The sequence below is a fragment of the Lysinibacillus sp. A4 genome, assembly GCF_024919535.1.
Lineage (GTDB): Bacteria > Bacillota > Bacilli > Bacillales_A > Planococcaceae > Lysinibacillus > Lysinibacillus capsici.
The window spans coordinates 601,916-617,235 of record NZ_JANWTB010000003.1; the positions used below are offsets into that span (position 1 = coordinate 601,916).

Consider the following 15,320-nt stretch of genomic DNA (forward strand, 5'->3'; position numbering starts at 1 on the left):
TAGTTTGTCTATTATCCATGTAGTATCTAGCTTTTTAGTGAATACCTCTAGCCTTCACCTCTTGAGTTCTATCCGCTACTTTGAGAGTTTTATCCACCGCTTAGCCGCTTCTATCCCCTATTTTTATCTTCAATCTTGTTCAAGACATATAAAAAGCTCGTATCTCCAAAAGATACGAGCTTTAAACCCTATACTAATCAAGGGAATCTTGGGAATTGACCGAAATCTGGTTGACGTTTTTCTTTGAATGCATCGCGGCCTTCTTTTGCTTCATCAGTTGTGTAGTAAAGAAGTGTAGCGTCTCCTGCCATTTGTTGAAGACCTGCTAAACCATCTGTATCTGCATTCATCGCTGCTTTTAAGAAGCGTAGTGCAGTTGGTGACATTTGAAGCATTTCTTCACACCATTGAACTGTCTCATCTTCCAATTGCGCATAAGGCACAACTGTATTGACTAAGCCCATATCAAGTGCTTGTTGTGCATCGTATTGACGGCATAGGTACCAAATTTCACGTGCCTTTTTATGACCAATAATACGAGCAAGATAGCCTGAGCCATAACCAGCATCGAATGAACCCACTTTTGGTCCAGTTTGTCCAAAGCGAGCATTGTCAGCTGCAATTGTTAAGTCACAGACAACATGTAAAACGTGACCTCCACCAATTGCGTAGCCAGCTACCATTGCTACTACAGGTTTTGGAATTACACGGATTAAACGTTGTAAATCAAGAACGTTTAGACGTGGAATTTCATCTTCTCCTACGTAGCCACCGTGACCGCGAACTTTTTGGTCTCCGCCTGAGCAGAAAGCATGTTCACCTTCACCAGTTAGAATAATAACACCGATATTTTTATCATCGCGTGCACGTGAGAATGCGTCAATCATTTCCATTACCGTTTTTGGGCGGAATGCATTACGCACTTCTGGACGGTTAATCGTAATTTTTGCGATACCGTTATAGAACTCATACTTAATGTCTTCATAAGTATGTAATGTTGTCCATTGACGTGTCATTGAATTGCCTCCTATATCATTAAATTCGTCTCGTTTCTAGCGAGGCGCTAACGTAATCGTTTATTACGTTAAATACTCCTCTACTATTGTAGCAAACTCAGCGGGATTTTCCACATGAATTGCATGTCCAGCGTCATTTACTGTTAAATGCTTAACAGTATTTAATAGCGCTTTCATTTCTAGTGCAATTTTACAAAATTTCTCATCCAATGAACCTGTAATTAACAGGACAGGTATTTCTAGTTGCGACAATCTATCCCAATTTGAAGGTTGAACGCCTGTCCCGATACCTCTCAAGCTACCAGCAAGTCCCTCTTCTTTCTGTGATAGTCGCTCTTCTCGAATAGTTTCTCTTACAGTTTTAGGTAGACGTTGCTGTGAAGCAAAAAGCGGTATACTTTCCCAAGCATTGACAAAGGACAGTACACCATTCGTCATTATTTTTTGCGCTAGTGCTTCATCTCGCTTACAACGTTCATTTTGCTCTTCCATTGTTCGCAAGCCAGGAGATGCACTTTCCAAAATGAGCTGATGGATACGAGTTGGATACGAAATGGCATAGGATAAAGCGATTCTTCCACCCATTGAATAGCCCAACAGCGTAAATTTCTCTAAATGAAGCTGACAAAATAGTTCTTCTAAATCCTGTAATTGCTCCTCCATAGAAAAACGCTGTACGTGCTGTGGAATAGCTGTTTGACCATGTCCGATTAAATCAACGGCAATAACACGCACATGAGGTAGAGCTTGTGCTAGATTATGCCATGTTGCTGAGCTACCAGTAAATCCATGTAAGGCAACGACTGTATATTCACCGTTTTCATTCCATATATCTACATGGGTTTCAAGACCACGAATCATCCACTTTGTCATGCTTTTAACTCCGCATTAATTCGATTCCATAGACCTCGATGTGCATTTACATTCTCGGTTCTATCTGTAAATATTTCAACTAATCGTAAAGAATGGTTTTTACATGTTGAAAATTTCTCAGAAAGCTCCGATATTGTTTCGACACGTACATAGTCCATATCATACATATGTGCAATGTCACGGAATTCAAGAGCTGTTGGTGTGCCAAATAAATCCTCATAGTGATCTTCAACAGTTGACTGTGGTAAATAAGAAAAAATACCACCACCATCATTATTCATCACAATAATCGTTAAGTTACATTCCTGATATCTGGAAGCAATGAGTCCATTCACATCATGTAAAAAGGCTAAATCACCAATCAGTAAATAACTTTCTCGATTATTTCCCTGACTGAAACCGATTGCTGTTGATACGACACCATCAATCCCGTTTGTTCCTCGATTGGCAAAAACACGTAAATCTTTCGGTGTAGCCAATAAAAATGTATCAATATCTCGCACTGGCATACTACTGCTAACGAAAATATCACTACCGTCAGGAATCATTTTGAGTAAACGACTGACTATAGCCCCTTCATCTTTTTCTACCTCTGCGTATTGTTCAATAAACATAGAAGCAAGCTGATTTGCTTTTTGCCATTCGGCTAAGTAGGTTTCCTCGATAGCCGTTTCAGTGATAGCCAATTCTGTTAGCCATTGATCGACATTCGCATGAATAAAATGCGTAGAAACGCCTGTAGCATCTCTAAACATAGGGTCTTCATCGATAATCACATACGCATTTGGACGTGACTTTGTAATAAATTGCATCATAAACTTCGAAACTGGTTGTGCCCCTATTCGGATTACTGTATCTGGTTGCACCAGTGCTTTGAAGTCATCACTCTTCATAATGGCATCATAGGTTGACACGATATATGGTAAACAATCCTCTGGTACGGATGTACGCATATTCGATAAACTTTCAACAATGACAGGCCACTTCAGCTGACGTACAAATTCCCAAACAATGGATAATTCTGTACCAAGAGCTAACTCACCAATGATCATAAAGCCTCTTTTAGTTGATTGTATAATAGAGGTTAGTTCCTGTTGATCCACGCGTGTTGGGGTTAATTGTCCCATACTGCTGTGCTTAAATGTCACTGCTGGTAGCTCCTGCTGTAAATCAATTAATAGTGGTTCACGGAAAGGTACATTAATATGGACTGGTCCAAAAGGTGCGCTCGTGGCAATGGCTACCGCACGAGCAAGATGACGCTCAATAAAGGGCAATGTTGGTTCAGCACCATCTGCTAATGGAAAATCAACACTCCACTTCACATGTGAACCATATAAATTGGGTTGGTTGATAGCCTGTGGAGCGCCTACCTCACGTAATTCATGTGGGCGATCAGCTGTTATAATGATTAATGGTACACGTGCATAGCTTGCCTCCACAATCGCAGGAAAATAGTTAGCTGCTGCTGTACCAGATGTACATAAAAGAACCACAGGCTTACTAGTTGCCTTAGCAAGCCCTAGCGCAAAGAATGCTGCTGAGCGCTCGTCTACCTGCCGATACATTTTTACTTGTTTAGTAGAAGCAACCGCATAAGCAAGCGGTGTTGAACGTGAGCCTGGACTAACGACAACATTCTCTACACCAGCTTGCACTAGCGATGCGACCATTTTATAAACATAATCTGTTAGTATTTTTCGTTCACTCATGTAATTGTCCCCCTAGCGCACGAAGCATTGGACGGAATTTTACTAATGTTTCTTCATATTCAGATTGCGGTTCTGAATCTGCGACGATTCCACCGCCTGCATATAAATAAGCTTTATCATTTAGTAAGGCTGCTGAACGTATGGCAACTGCAAATTCACCGTTACCCTCTGCATCTAACCAGCCTATTGGCGCTGCATACAGTCCCCGATTCATCGGCTCATATTTACGGATGGCTGCCAATGCTTCTTTGCGTGGTACACCACCTAAAGCGGGTGTTGGATGTAATGATTTAGTCAATTGTAAGATTGTTGCATCCTGATTTAACTGACCTTCAACAGGCGTATACAGATGTTGAATATCTCGTATTTTTAACAAGCGTGGTCTATCTGGCACCGTCATGTCCACACAATTTTTACGGAATGTTTCCGCAATCATATCCACAACATACTGATGTTCTCCGCCATTTTTAGGGTCATTTAATAAACTTTGTCCAAAAGCCTCATCTTCCTCTGCAGTCTTACCTCGTTTAATTGAGCCAGCAACACAAGAAGAAAAGGCTCGACCATCTTCTACCTTCACAAGTCGTTCAGGTGATGCTCCGAAAAATAATAAATGTCTATGCTCTAAACCAAATAAATAGCTTTCTGGTTGTTCATGAATAATTTGAGAAAGTACTTGTGGTGCGGATACATACTCTTTAAATTGCAAAGCAAGTGATCGTGCAATGACCACTTTATCTGCCTTTTTCTGTTTAATTAATGCTGTCACTTGATCGATTGAGGCTAAATAAGGCTCTTTATATGGTTCAAAATAACTTGTGATTTCAGGTTTTGTATACGTTTTCACTTCTTTAACCTGAGCTGCATGGATTAAATGATCGCGCTCTTTTCTTAGCGCTTCGAACTGATCCTCAGCCTGTTGGTCTTGTGTCAAAAGGTGAATACTTACGTATGCTTTATCATCGCGTATCACCAGTTGAAACGTTGCTAATGCAAAATAAGCCTCTGGGAAATCCGTCCATTCCCCATCTACATTATTTTGAGGATCAAATGTAAAACCGCCAAACAAAATTGGTTGTAACGCTTGTTGACCTTTTGGACAGTTTTTCGTTATGTTTTTCCATTCCGCTTCAACTGCATCAAAGCGGTTTTCTTTAGCGTTGTTTTGAATAGTATGAGCATGTCCTAGCCCAACTAATGTCATTGTTTTTTCTCTATTTTGCCAATAAAATCGTTCACCTTTATAACATTCCTCGCCAGCTGCATAGAACGCCAGTGCAGATAGGCGACTTACTTCAATTGTTTCCATATAAAAATGAAGGCTTTGGCCCAAAGAGTCCACTTCTACTTCTGTGGCTTGGTACCACTTCTGTTGCATGAAAATTACCTCCGTTGTTGCAATGTACATAATGAATGATGGTTAAATAACACATCATATTTTAGTTGGCAACACGTTATTCGTACTGTTGCTAATTGTTCTTTTTTATTTTCAGTTCATAAATGCATGTTCTATTGTATCACTTTTTTTCATTAAACAGTATGTAATAAGCTGTGAACCTACCCATTTTCTCAATCTTCGTTTAAAATAAGAAGAGTCGACAACATTTGAAGGAGAGAAAGACCTTATGACCAAAGTCATTGAAGCTGATAGGGGTTTTAAAGTGTGGTGGCATTTAACACGTCCACATACTTTAACCGCTTCATTTGTTCCTGTATTCCTAGGAACAGCAATTGCCTTAGCAATTGAAAAAGAAACAATTGATTTTGGACTATTTTTTGCTATGCTCATTGCAAGTATGCTTATACAAGCAGCAACGAATATGTTCAATGAATATTATGATTACAAATTAGGATTAGATAACGAGCATTCCGTCGGGATTGGCGGAACGATTGTCCGTCATGGTGTACAGCCAAAAACAATTATGATGATTGCATTAAGCTTTTATGCTATTGCCATGCTTCTTGGCATTTACATATGTGCCTCAACATCTTGGTGGTTAGCTGTTGTCGGACTTGTTTGTATGCTTATTGGCTTTTTATATACAGGTGGACCATACCCAATCGCCTATTCGCCATTTGGTGAAATTGTTTCTGGCGCAGTAATGGGGATGGGCATTGTATTAATTGCCTTCTATATTCAAGCGCTTACAGTAACATTAGATGCTGTCTTGCTCTCTGTACCAAGCATGATTTTAGTCGGTGCCATTATGCTATCGAACAATATACGTGATATTGTTGGTGATACAGAGGGCGGACGAAAAACCTTAGCTATTTTGGTAGGACGTGATAATGCCATTTCCGTGTTATCAGGCTTTTTTATCGTCTCTTATTTATGGGTGATTGCTCTTGTAGCAGTTGATGGTATTACGTTTTGGGCATTAATCATCTTCCTAAGTATTCCAAAACCATTACGTGCCATTCAAATTTTCCGAGACAAAAAAGAAGCCAAAGAGGTAATGCCTGCGATGAAATATACAGCGCAAACAAATACATTCTTCGGCTTCCTATTAGGAATCGGTTTATTAATTCATTATTTCTTTTATTAAGATGCGGCAGCCTTAACGGGTTGCTGCTTTTTTTACATAGCGTCGGAAATTTTGGCTTGCAATACCATACACTTCTTCATCTGAAAAGCGTGTACGTAATGCCTCTAGTAAATTTTGCGCCTCTCCTGCATGGGCTAAGCCACTGACAGTCCTATCAATCCCATCAAAATCAGAGCCTAATCCAATATGCTCCACACCTACCAGTTTTGCTAAATGCTCCACATGCCCCACTAAATGGTCTAGTGTTGCACCCTCGCCAATAAAGAGTGGGAAATAAACTACATGGATATGTCCTCCCACCTCAACAAGTGCCTTTGCCTGGGCATCAGTTAAATTACGTGGGTGATCACATAGTGCACGTGCATTACTATGGCTTACAATAATATGCTTTGCAAGCGGCAAGACATCCCAAAAGCTTTGCTCATTTAGATGGGACACATCAATAATAATATCGCGTTCATTTAATAATTGTATAACTTCTTTACCAAATGGCTTTAAACCAAGAGTTGCATCCTGTTCAGCACCATGGGCCACAGCATTTTCTTCATTCCATGTTAAACCTACCAACTTCACCCCTGCATCCAGTACAGCTGTCAGTTTTGTTAAATCTTCGCCAATGGCACTACAGCCCTCTAAGCTTAAAATGGCTCCTATTTCGTGGGGAGCTAATTGATCTAACTGTGCCCAATCTGTAATATGCACCATGCCCTCTGTTTGTAATACGTGAGTATGGAATGCTTCGATTTGGCGCATGACCTCAAGAAATTGTAGACTTTGTGGGATTGTTGGGTCAATAAAGATAGCGAACACTTGCGCCTCTACTTGCCCTAATTGCAATCTTTTTTGATTAGCATGTATTCGTACATCCTCAGCAAAATTAGCCGTTTCAAGAGTAGTTAATTTTAAAAGCGCATCACAATGTAAATCAATAATCTTCATATCCTCACCTCTACAGTTATTATACTGCTTCTGCGAGGAAAAACTTACTAAATTTTATCCTGTGGTGTATCAGAAGAGCCGAATTCCTCCAGCTCAATAAAATCATCTGATTTTGGTGTCGAAGAAAGAACATCTTCTTCCACTGGTCGTAAATTGTCTTCTTTCTTTTCTGCATGTTCCACACATGTCAGAGCTTGCGGCATTGCCTCTAAGCGACCAATTGGAATTTCTTTACCACAGACGGTACAATTGCCATATGTACCGTCTGCCATTGCTTGAAGAGCTTCTTTTATTTCTTCAGCATTATCACCACGATGCTCATCAATAGCCATTTCTGTAAGCTGATCCGTTAAATCACTTGCATTATCAGCTGGATGATTATCATAATTCGATAATTCTGTCGCTTGAGGTCGCTCTGATTCTTCTATTCGTTGTTCTATTTCTTGTAATTCTTGCTCTAGTTGTCTTTTTAATTGTTGCATTACTTGTTGATCCACAATAATCTCCTCCTCATGCTTTCATTTTTTCCTATTTTACGATTTCTAAAACATGTCAGCATAAGGAAGACCTATTTACTTACTTGTATAAGCTATAATGGCGTCATGCAAAAATTTTGCTGCTCCTGTTTCACCACGTTCATCATAATAAGCTGTAAAGCGTTCATCAGCAATATACATTTGTGCCAGCCCTGCATGTGCCTCTTTGGAATACTCTTTCCACGTAAAGTTGAGCCAGCGTTTATGCAACTCTGCCACTTCCATCGCAATGTCACTTGTAGTATCTCCAAGTTTCATTGCCTCTGCTAAACGTTCAAACATTTGCTGTTCTAGCTGTTGCATCGCTTGATATTGTTGCTCCGTCATGTTCATAAGCTTAGCATTGGATGCATCTACTGTTTCATTCCCATATTTCTCACGGATTTCTTTGCCGTACTGCTTTTCGTTATTCTCAATTAACTTTTCTTTAAAGCCTTTAAATTTTTCTTCATTTGACATTGGTTGTTCCTCCTCAATGGATTGTATTGTTTTTTCTACTGTCTGTAAGATCGTTTCCAGCTGCTCTTTGCGTTGAAGCAAAGCAGCTCTATGTGTTTTGAGCGCCTCAGCATGCTGAAAATTTGGTGCTTGAATAATAGCCTGAATTGTCGCTAATTTCATATCTAATGCACGGTAAAATAAAATCTGCTGCAACATATCGACCTCCCATTGGCCATAAAATCGATAACCTGCCTCATTGGTCCTTGCTGGTTTCAGCAATCCAATTTCATCATAATAACGCAATGTTCTTGTACTAACACCCGATAGTTGAGCAAGCTCCTGAATGGTATATTCCATCTCATCACCTCCACTAATGCTACTGTAAGCTTTGACGCAACGTTAAGGTCAAGAGTTAAAATAAAAAAATTTAATTAAACTTAATTATACTTTCAAATCCTTTTACAAAAGTAAAAATAGCAAACTAGTAAATCACTAGTTTGCTATTGATTCGCATATTTCCCATGCCATACTATTTCTCGATAACTCTCTTTATCTGTATCACCCTCTGTATTAATAAACAGCACCTTCGCCTGTTCATTTAGGTGCAAGGCATGTTTTAATTCCTTATATTGTTCATTCGTCATTATTTCATAAAAGCAACCAAATGGCGCTGCTCCTGATTCACCAGCTATAATGCGAGTGTCTGTAGCTAAAGGATTTCCTAGAACGCGCATACCTGTTGCTGCTATTTCTTCCTCACACGAGATACTTATTTTTATGAAGGCTTTTAAGATTTGCCAAGCCTGTGGATTCGGTTCACCACAAGCAAGACCTGCCATTATAGTTTGCATCTCCCCACCAACAGTGACAAATTGATCTGTATTTTTCTTAAAGCTTTCATAATAGCAATTAGCGACATGTGGCTCAACCAAGACAAATGTAATATCCTGCTCATAGTATTGCTGTAAAAATGCTACTACTGCTCCGGCAAAGGACCCCACACCAGCTTGCAAAAATACATGTGTTGGGGCTTGCTGAATCTGTTCATCAATCTCCTGTACAAGGGTTGTATACCCCTGCATAATCCATAATGGAATTTCTTCATAGCCTTCCCACATCGTATCCTGAATCAAGACCCAGCCATTTTCTTGTGCAAGCTGTGAGGTATAACGAACAGTATCGTCATAATTCATTGTCGTAATTTCAGCAAAAGCCCCTTCACTTTTAATATGCAGTAACCGCTCAGCGGCGCTACCAGCTGGCATATATATTCTTGCTTGAAAACCCAGTTCTCTTGCAGCCCATGCCACACCCCGACCATGATTTCCATCTGTCGTTGAAATAAATGTTAGATTGCCTACTTGCGCTCTTACTTCTGGAGTTTTTAACTGTTCAAACGATAGCTCCTCTATATTCCTTCCAAGCTTATTGGCAACATATTGCGCAATTGCGTAAATACCGCCTAAAACTTTAAAGGCATTTAAACCAAATCGATAAGATTCATCTTTAATCATAATTTTTTCTACATCTATATATGAAGATAGTGCCTCAAGATGATGGAGTGGTGTCTTCTCAAATTGCTTATATGTACGCTGAAATTGACCAACCTTCCTCACTTGATCTAGTGAAAAATATGGAAGTATTGCTGTTGCTTGTTTTATATGATCTTGCTCTAAATAATGCTGATTATAAACCCACCTTAATTTTTCCTTCATCGCCATCCCCCTCAATTTATGATCACTCTCTACATCATAGTCTATCTAACTTTAAAGTACCAGGAGAGTATATATTAGGAAATAAAAAACTATACATGTATCGAACATCGATACATGTATAGTTTAAAAGAAAATTATTTAACAAAGATTTCTTGCACTTGATCTAGCATAATATTCGCAGCTAAAATGCCTCCAGCCGTATTCCAAATGACATCATCCACCTTATGTGCTTTGCCTTTTTGGACTGCTGTTAAGTTTTTCCAAAGCGGGTCTTGTGTCCATTCCTGTTCAGTTGCTAGTGCTGAATCATCGCCTGTTGGCATGTACGTGAAGTAGAAAATAACATCCCCATCCATTTGAGGGATCGCTTCTTTCCCTACTTCAATCGCTAAGTTTCCTAGTTTAGCATTATCTTTAAATAAATCTGCTTGCGCTGCAACACGTTTAAATCCTAAAGCATCAAAAATCACACCTGAGAATGAATCTGTGTAATAGATACGAGATTTATCGGCCATAAAGCGTACAAATGAAACTTCTTGGTTGGTTTGTTCTCCAAGTTCTTCTTTCAGAGCTTGTAACTTATCTTCGTAAGCTTTTAGAACTTCTTCACCTTTTGTTTCTTGATTTACTGCTTTAGCGTATAATTTAAAATTCTCTTTCCAGTCACCACGTAATGTATCAGAAAACACAGTTGGAGCAATTTTGCTAAGTTTAGCATAATCTTTTTCTTGTCGTAATTTATTGCCAATGATTAAATCTGGCTTTAAAGAAGCAATTTTTTCGATATTTATTTCATGTTCAATACCGACAACCTCTACACCTTCCATTTGATCCTTGATGTGATCATACCATGGATCGCCTGTCCAAGATTGAACAGCACCTACTGGTTTAATACCTAGAGCTAATAATGCTTCTGTTCCTTCATTAGTTAAAACAACGATACGTTTTGGTGTGTCTTTTACTTCAGTTGTCCCCATTGCATGGTCAACACTGTAAGCATTGCTTTCTTTTGTACTTTCTTCTTTGGCATTATCTTTAGAAGTACCGCATGCTGCCAGAACAAAAATAGCAACCACAGCTAGTAAAACTAATAGTTTTGGAAAAGCTTTTTGCACCTTTTCTTCCTCCAATGTATATGATAAAATGTTTAAGCATATTTGACGAGAATGAAAATCACTTTCATCTGTCTAAGAACGATATTAATCGTATTGTATGTAACTATCAATGTCAATAACTAATTTATTAATTTTCCAAGAAAAGAGTACACGTTAAATATGATATTAAAAAATAATTATTCTAAAATGATTGCTTTACTAGTAGGAGTCATACTATTACTTCTTTCTATGGGGATCAGTATTGTGTATGGTTATGCAAATACTTCTATTCAAACTACGTATGAATCTTTTAGACAATTTAACCATTCAAATGAGCATCTTATTATTCAAAATGTTCGAATTCCAAGAGCTCTTATAGCCAGTTGCGTTGGTGCTTCATTAGCTATTACAGGCGTGCTTATGCAGACCTTAACGAAAAATCCATTAGCCTCTCCTGGAATTTTGGGCATTAATGCAGGAGCAGGCTTTGCTGTTGTCTTTGCCATGATTTTTTTCCACATTTCAAGCTTGCAATCTTTTGCGTGGATTGCATTTCTTGGTGCAGCAATCGCTGCTTTATCCGTTTATGGGATTAGTTTCTCAGGTAGAGATGCTGTTACTCCAGTGAAAATAACTTTAGCTGGTGCTGCCATCAGTGCCCTATTTGCATCATTTACGCAAGGTTTACTCGCTACAAATGAAGCAGAGCTTGATCAAGTTTTGTTTTGGTTAGCAGGTTCTGTACAAGGTAGAAAACTTGAAATTCTACTATCTGTTCTACCATATCTAGTAATTGGGTGGATTGCTGCCCTCATCATTTCCCCCAAAATGAATATTCTCGCTCTTGGCGATGATGTAGCAAGAGGTCTTGGTTTACGTTTAGGACTTATGAAGATATTGGTCGGTCTTATTGTTATTTTTTTAGCAGGGGGAGCAGTTGCAATTGCTGGCCCCATTGGTTTTATAGGGATTGTCGTTCCCCATTTTGCGCGCAAGTTTGTCGGCACTGATCATCGATGGCTTATTCCTATGGCTGCTTTACTTGGGGGGATACTTTTATTGCTGGCTGATGTTGCGGCTCGTTATATTATCATGCCACAAGAAGTTCCAGTAGGCGTCATGACTGCTATGATTGGCACACCATTCTTTATTTACCTTGCGCGAAAAGGTGGAAAAAAATAATGAAACATGTAAAAACAATTCGTTTACTTCAACAAAAAATTTCATTTTTAATAGATGTACAAGCTATAAAAAAATTAACAGTGATTTGCATACTAACTCTTGCCGTGTTCTTTCTTAGTGCATCATTTGGTGATTCATTCATCAATCCATTTAAAGTTTTACAAGCTTTTTTTGGTTACGGCTCAGATTTTGATCAACTGATTATTATTGATTTTCGAATGCCTCGAATTTTCATGGCCTTGTTTGCTGGAATGGCGTTAGCCGTCGCAGGTGCAGTTTTACAAGGAATCATTAAAAATCCACTTGCCTCACCTGATATAATCGGCATATCTGCTGGTGGTGGGGCAGCGGTTGTTGGTTTCTTAGCCATTTTCAGTGATTCTAATCACTCTTTAACAGTTAGTATAGAGTGGTTGCCATTAGCAGGATTCATAGGTGCTACTATCGTCGGATGTATAGTCTACCTATTTGCTTGGAAAGATGGTGTCACACCAAATCGTCTTGTCTTAATCGGTATTAGCGTGTCGGCATTCATGCAAGCAATTACTACAATGTTAATGATTATCGGCCCAATTTATCAAGCAAGTGAAGCGAATAAATGGATTACGGGTAGTGTCAAAAGTTCGGATTGGGATCAAGTACTAATCGTTGTTCCATTGATTATTGTACTTCTACTTATAACCTTTTTTATTACTCGGCAGTTAAATGTTCAAGAATTAGGTGATGATACAGCATCAAGCCTAGGGCAGCCTGTTCAAAAAACACGCCTTTACTTAATTCTATTATGTTCCAGTTTAGTAGCGAGTGCCATAGCATTTGCTGGTGCTATTGGGTTTGTAGGATTAATGGCTCCTCATATTGCACGACGCATTGTTGGTTCATCGTTCGGTGTACTTATTCCAGCATCCGCTGCAATTGGTGCATTGCTTGTAATGGTTGCAGATATTATAGGTCGTACAGCATTTAGCCCATTAGAAGTACCCGCAGGCGTCTTTACTGCTGCTATCGGTGCTCCTTACTTTATCTATTTATTATTTAGAAACCCTAAAAAATAAAGGAGTCTATACTACATGACTGAATCTTTATTAACCAAATCCCTAACATTAAGTTATGGTGATTTTAATATTATCGAAGATCTCAATTTATCTATTCCTTTGAATGAAATTACTGTATTAATCGGAGCGAATGGCTGTGGAAAATCCACACTCTTACGCTCCATTGCTCGATTATTAAAACCTAAAAAAGGCTCCGTTTTATTAGACGGTGAGGATATTTTTAAATTATCAACAAAACAAGTGGCTAAAAACCTCTCTATTCTTCCTCAATCTCCTGTTGCACCAGAAGGCTTAACTGTCCTACAACTTGTGAAACAAGGTCGCTATCCTTACCAGAGTTGGCGACAACAGTGGACTGAAAAGGATGAAGAAATCGTTTTAAACGCTTTAAAAGCTACAGGCACTGAGCATTTACAAGATAGACCAGTAGATGAGCTATCAGGAGGACAACGTCAACGTGCTTGGATAGCTATGACTCTTGCTCAAGATACAGATATCATTCTTTTAGACGAGCCTACGACATACTTAGATTTAACTCATCAAATAGACGTTTTAGATTTACTATACGAATTGAACCAACAGCAAAAGCGAACTATTATTATGGTCCTACATGATATTAATCTTGCTTGTCGCTATGCCGATCATATTATTACAGTGCGTGACCGTGGTGTCTATCGTCAAGGGAAACCAGAAGAAATTATGACCACTGATTTAGTTAATCATGTGTTTGACCTTGATTGCCAAATGACGACAGATCCAATCTTTGGTACACCTCTTTGCATCCCATATGGAAAAGGACGAAAAATTTAATCACTATTTTAAAAAAAAACAAGCCTACACAGTTTAATCATTCTGTGTAGGCTTTCATTTATTATAGCTAAGTTATAAATCTAAATATCAAGTAAATTAAAAAGTGCAGTAGATGTAAATTCATCTACTGCACTTAGTATGACCCGTACGGGATTCGAACCCGTGTTACCGCCGTGAAAGGGCGGTGTCTTAACCACTTGACCAACGGGCCCATGGCGGAGAAGGAGGGATTTGAACCCTCGCGCCGGTTACCCGACCTACACCCTTAGCAGGGGCGCCTCTTCAGCCTCTTGAGTACTTCCCCAAAATAAAAAATGGCTCCGAAGGCAGGACTCGAACCTGCGACAACCTGATTAACAGTCAGGTGCTACTACCAACTGAGCTACTTCGGAATAATGGTGGGCCTAAATGGACTCGAACCATCGACCTCACGCTTATCAGGCGTGCGCTCTAACCAGCTGAGCTATAGGCCCTTGGAGCGGGTGATGGGAATCGAACCCACGACATCAGCTTGGAAGGCTGAGGTTTTACCATTAAACTACACCCGCATAAATGGTGGGTCAGGACGGAATCGAACCGCCGACACTTAGAGCTTCAATCTAATGCTCTACCAACTGAGCTACTGACCCATTTCGTCCATGCTAAGCTTTCTCACTCTTTTGCTTCTCATGACTTTTATTTTAAAAATGGCGGTCCCGACCGGGATCGAACCGGCGATCTCCTGCGTGACAGGCAGGCATGTTAACCGCTACACCACGGGACCTTTTGGTTGCGGGGGCCGGATTTGAACCAACGACCTTCGGGTTATGAGCCCGACGAGCTACCACTGCTCCACCCCGCGATAATTTTATGTTGTTTCGAGTTTTTAAAGCACCATTTATAAAAATTTAAAACTGGAGGAGGTAGAGGGATTCGAACCCCCGCGCGGTGTTACCCGCCTGTCGGTTTTCAAGACCGATCCCTTCAGCCAGACTTGGGTATACCTCCGTTACAATATATAAATGGTGGACCTTGCAGGACTCGAACCTGCGACCGGACGGTTATGAGCCGTCTGCTCTAACCAACTGAGCTAAAGGTCCTTTAAGATGGCGGCAGAGGGGATCGAACCCCCGACCTTACGGGTATGAACCGTACGCTCTAGCCAGCTGAGCTACGCCGCCAGGATCTTTATACTGGTTAATTTACTTATGGTGGAGCCTAGCGGGATCGAACCGCTGACCTCCTGCGTGCAAGGCAGGCGCTCTCCCAGCTGAGCTAAGGCCCCATAATTTTTTGGAAATGGTCGGGAAGACAGGATTCGAACCTGCGACCCCTTGGTCCCAAACCAAGTGCTCTACCAAGCTGAGCTACTTCCCGTTGTTCTTATGGCGCGCCCGACAGGAGTCGAACCCATAACCTTCT

General features: G+C 40.0%; 13 protein-coding genes and 13 tRNA genes. 4 read left to right on the top strand and 22 right to left on the bottom strand.

The window, feature by feature from the left end:
• Positions 1 to 197: 197 nt before the first annotated feature.
• The 4 genes from menB to NY607_RS08355 form a co-directional block, all read right to left on the bottom strand.
• Positions 198 to 1,016: a 1,4-dihydroxy-2-naphthoyl-CoA synthase gene (menB, locus tag NY607_RS08340; protein WP_004225917.1), complete on the bottom strand. Its 819-nt coding sequence runs from the start codon at positions 1,014 to 1,016 to the stop codon at positions 198 to 200.
• A 63-nt stretch (positions 1,017 to 1,079) separates the two neighbouring features.
• On the bottom strand, positions 1,080 to 1,889 hold the full coding sequence (gene menH / locus NY607_RS08345) for a 2-succinyl-6-hydroxy-2,4-cyclohexadiene-1-carboxylate synthase (RefSeq protein WP_131521254.1): 810 nt from the start codon (positions 1,887 to 1,889) through the stop codon (positions 1,080 to 1,082).
• The gene (gene menD / locus NY607_RS08350; protein WP_259419440.1) at positions 1,886 to 3,601 is read right to left on the bottom strand and encodes a 2-succinyl-5-enolpyruvyl-6-hydroxy-3-cyclohexene-1-carboxylic-acid synthase; all 1,716 of its coding nucleotides are present in this window, start codon (positions 3,599 to 3,601) and stop codon (positions 1,886 to 1,888) included. Before menD ends, menH begins: the two co-directional genes overlap by 4 nt.
• A complete protein-coding gene (locus tag NY607_RS08355) occupies positions 3,594 to 4,979 on the bottom strand; it encodes an isochorismate synthase (protein WP_237898524.1) in 1,386 nt (461 codons plus the stop codon). The genes menD and NY607_RS08355 overlap by 8 nt, the downstream gene beginning before the upstream one ends.
• 247 nt (positions 4,980 to 5,226) lie before the next feature.
• Here NY607_RS08355 and NY607_RS08360 point away from each other — a divergent pair, with 247 nt between their 5' ends.
• Positions 5,227 to 6,147, top strand: a complete 921-nt coding sequence (locus NY607_RS08360) for a 1,4-dihydroxy-2-naphthoate polyprenyltransferase (protein WP_016992515.1) — start codon at positions 5,227 to 5,229, stop codon at positions 6,145 to 6,147.
• Positions 6,148 to 6,159: 12 nt separating this feature from the next.
• Here the strand turns inward: NY607_RS08360 and NY607_RS08365 are convergent, their stop codons facing one another.
• The 5 genes from NY607_RS08365 to NY607_RS08385 form a co-directional block, all read right to left on the bottom strand.
• Complete coding sequence (locus NY607_RS08365) at positions 6,160 to 7,086, bottom strand: dipeptidase (protein ID WP_259419441.1); 927 nt, start codon at positions 7,084 to 7,086, stop codon at positions 6,160 to 6,162.
• A 47-nt stretch (positions 7,087 to 7,133) separates the two neighbouring features.
• Positions 7,134 to 7,583 carry a TraR/DksA C4-type zinc finger protein gene (locus tag NY607_RS08370; RefSeq protein ID WP_131521250.1) on the bottom strand — a complete coding sequence of 150 codons (450 nt, stop codon included), beginning with the start codon at positions 7,581 to 7,583 and terminating at the stop codon, positions 7,134 to 7,136.
• A 75-nt stretch (positions 7,584 to 7,658) separates the two neighbouring features.
• Positions 7,659 to 8,420 carry a MerR family transcriptional regulator gene (locus NY607_RS08375; protein ID WP_103118696.1) on the bottom strand — a complete coding sequence of 254 codons (762 nt, stop codon included), beginning with the start codon at positions 8,418 to 8,420 and terminating at the stop codon, positions 7,659 to 7,661.
• A 143-nt stretch (positions 8,421 to 8,563) separates the two neighbouring features.
• Positions 8,564 to 9,778: a diaminopropionate ammonia-lyase gene (locus tag NY607_RS08380; protein WP_237898529.1), complete on the bottom strand. Its 1,215-nt coding sequence runs from the start codon at positions 9,776 to 9,778 to the stop codon at positions 8,564 to 8,566.
• A 134-nt stretch (positions 9,779 to 9,912) separates the two neighbouring features.
• On the bottom strand, positions 9,913 to 10,893 hold the full coding sequence (locus NY607_RS08385; protein ID WP_131521249.1) for an ABC transporter substrate-binding protein: 981 nt from the start codon (positions 10,891 to 10,893) through the stop codon (positions 9,913 to 9,915).
• 159 nt (positions 10,894 to 11,052) lie between these two features.
• Here NY607_RS08385 and NY607_RS08390 point away from each other — a divergent pair, with 159 nt between their 5' ends.
• The 3 genes from NY607_RS08390 to NY607_RS08400 are packed head-to-tail and all read left to right on the top strand — an operon-like array spanning position 11,053 to position 13,919.
• A complete protein-coding gene (locus tag NY607_RS08390) occupies positions 11,053 to 12,054 on the top strand; it encodes a FecCD family ABC transporter permease (RefSeq protein WP_131521248.1) in 1,002 nt (333 codons plus the stop codon).
• Positions 12,054 to 13,109: a FecCD family ABC transporter permease gene (locus NY607_RS08395; RefSeq protein ID WP_259419442.1), complete on the top strand. Its 1,056-nt coding sequence runs from the start codon at positions 12,054 to 12,056 to the stop codon at positions 13,107 to 13,109. Before NY607_RS08390 ends, NY607_RS08395 begins: the two co-directional genes overlap by 1 nt.
• Before the next feature lie 15 nt (positions 13,110 to 13,124).
• Positions 13,125 to 13,919 (top strand): ABC transporter ATP-binding protein, encoded by a 795-nt coding sequence (locus NY607_RS08400; RefSeq protein ID WP_131521247.1) that lies wholly within the window; start codon positions 13,125 to 13,127, stop codon positions 13,917 to 13,919.
• 139 nt (positions 13,920 to 14,058) lie between these two features.
• Here NY607_RS08400 and NY607_RS08405 read toward each other — a convergent pair.
• From NY607_RS08405 to NY607_RS08465, 13 genes are all read right to left on the bottom strand, one after another.
• A tRNA-Glu gene (locus NY607_RS08405) sits at positions 14,059 to 14,130 on the bottom strand.
• A 2-nt stretch (positions 14,131 to 14,132) separates the two neighbouring features.
• Positions 14,133 to 14,223 (bottom strand) — tRNA-Ser (locus NY607_RS08410).
• 11 nt (positions 14,224 to 14,234) lie between these two features.
• Positions 14,235 to 14,311: transfer RNA gene (locus tag NY607_RS08415), tRNA-Asn, on the bottom strand.
• A 4-nt stretch (positions 14,312 to 14,315) separates the two neighbouring features.
• Positions 14,316 to 14,392 (bottom strand) — tRNA-Ile (locus tag NY607_RS08420).
• Position 14,393: 1 nt separating this feature from the next.
• A tRNA-Gly gene (locus NY607_RS08425) sits at positions 14,394 to 14,467 on the bottom strand.
• A gap of 5 nt (positions 14,468 to 14,472) precedes the next feature.
• Positions 14,473 to 14,548, bottom strand: a tRNA-Phe gene (locus NY607_RS08430).
• 58 nt (positions 14,549 to 14,606) lie between these two features.
• A tRNA-Asp gene (locus tag NY607_RS08435) sits at positions 14,607 to 14,682 on the bottom strand.
• 3 nt (positions 14,683 to 14,685) lie between these two features.
• Positions 14,686 to 14,760 (bottom strand) — tRNA-Met (locus NY607_RS08440).
• A gap of 53 nt (positions 14,761 to 14,813) precedes the next feature.
• Positions 14,814 to 14,906 (bottom strand) — tRNA-Ser (locus NY607_RS08445).
• A gap of 15 nt (positions 14,907 to 14,921) precedes the next feature.
• Positions 14,922 to 14,998 (bottom strand) — tRNA-Ile (locus NY607_RS08450).
• Between the two features lie 7 nt (positions 14,999 to 15,005).
• Positions 15,006 to 15,079: transfer RNA gene (locus NY607_RS08455), tRNA-Met, on the bottom strand.
• A gap of 28 nt (positions 15,080 to 15,107) precedes the next feature.
• Positions 15,108 to 15,183: transfer RNA gene (locus NY607_RS08460), tRNA-Ala, on the bottom strand.
• Positions 15,184 to 15,198: 15 nt separating this feature from the next.
• Positions 15,199 to 15,275 (bottom strand) — tRNA-Pro (locus NY607_RS08465).
• Positions 15,276 to 15,320 lie beyond the last annotated feature (45 nt).